This window comes from Amycolatopsis sp. NPDC004378 (assembly GCF_053602455.1).
Genome location: NZ_JBSGDR010000064.1, coordinates 1 through 1,112, shown reverse-complemented (window position 1 = coordinate 1,112; position 1,112 = coordinate 1). Strand labels below are relative to the sequence as shown.

General features: G+C 68.5%; 1 protein-coding gene. It reads right to left on the bottom strand.

Annotated elements, in window-relative coordinates; all coding sequences use genetic code 11:
- The coding region (locus ACWEN0_RS50005; RefSeq protein ID WP_451988809.1) for an IS481 family transposase at window positions 1-997 on the bottom strand (997 nt) is incomplete at its 3' end.
- Window positions 998-1,112 lie beyond the last annotated feature (115 nt).

Sequence of the window (1,112 nt, the reverse complement as noted above, 5' to 3'; positions counted from 1 at the left end):
TGTATGAGGCCATGACGTTGGTGACACCAGCGTGGAGCCGGGTGACCGGTGGCCGGTTTCCGGCGGCAGTGTGTGGTCGATGGTAGTTGTAGTGGATGTTCCAGACGGCCAAGGCTGCGGTGCGGTGTTCTTCGCTGAGCCAGACGTGGGCGTAGAGGAACTCTTCGGCGAGGATCCGGTTGTAGCGCTCGACTTTGCCGTTGTGGCGTGGGGTGTAGGGCGTGATCCGCTGGTGGCGGGCGCCGCGGAGGACGGTGGCGAAGTCGTTCGCGCGGTAGCAGGAGCCGTTGTCGGTGACCAGGCGGTGGATGTGGGTGATGCCGTGGGCGGCGAAGAACGCGCGGGCGCGGTGGACGAACCCGATCGCGGTCCGGGCTTTCTCATCGGGCAGCGCTTCGGTGTAGGCCAGACGGGAGTAGCCGTCGACGGCGGAGTGCAGGTAGGTGTAGCGGGCTCGCTGGCCTCGGGTTTTGCCGCGGGCGACGTGTCGTGCGTGCTCGCTGTCTTTGCCGTGGATGCGCCAGCCGCCGCCGTCGGGGATCTGGCCGGTCTTCTTCACGTCGAGGTGGACCATGTGCCCGGGCCAGCGGGCGATGATCTTGCGTGGTTCCCGGTTGGTGGCGCCGGAGGGGTCGATGAAGCGGCGCCGGTTGAGCCCGAGGTGCAGCAGGTGGCGGCCGACGGTGCGCACGGAGAGGGTGATGCCCTCGGCGGCCAATTCGGTGGCGATGCGGCGGGCGGAGTACTTGCGTTGCCGGCGTAGCTGCTCGATCCGGACCACCACGTCGGCTGAGGTGGCGGTGGGCTGGTGGTGCGGGACGCTGGGATGGTCGAGCAGGCTGGTCTCGCCGTGGCGGCGCCAGCGGTTGACCCACTTGGAGGCGCATTGGCGGGAGATGCCCATCTCAGCGGCGACGTGGGCGATCGGACGGGTCTGGCAACGCGCGACGAGCCGGCGGCGGCCCTCGAGCGACAGCGGGGCATTACGGTGGTGCACGGACGGGTCTTTCTGTTCGGCGGGACGAGTTGGTCGCACTTCTCATCCTGCCGCCGAAAGACCCGTCCCTCGTCTCAGGCCCTCGCCCGCGTCACCAACGTCATGACCCGCAACA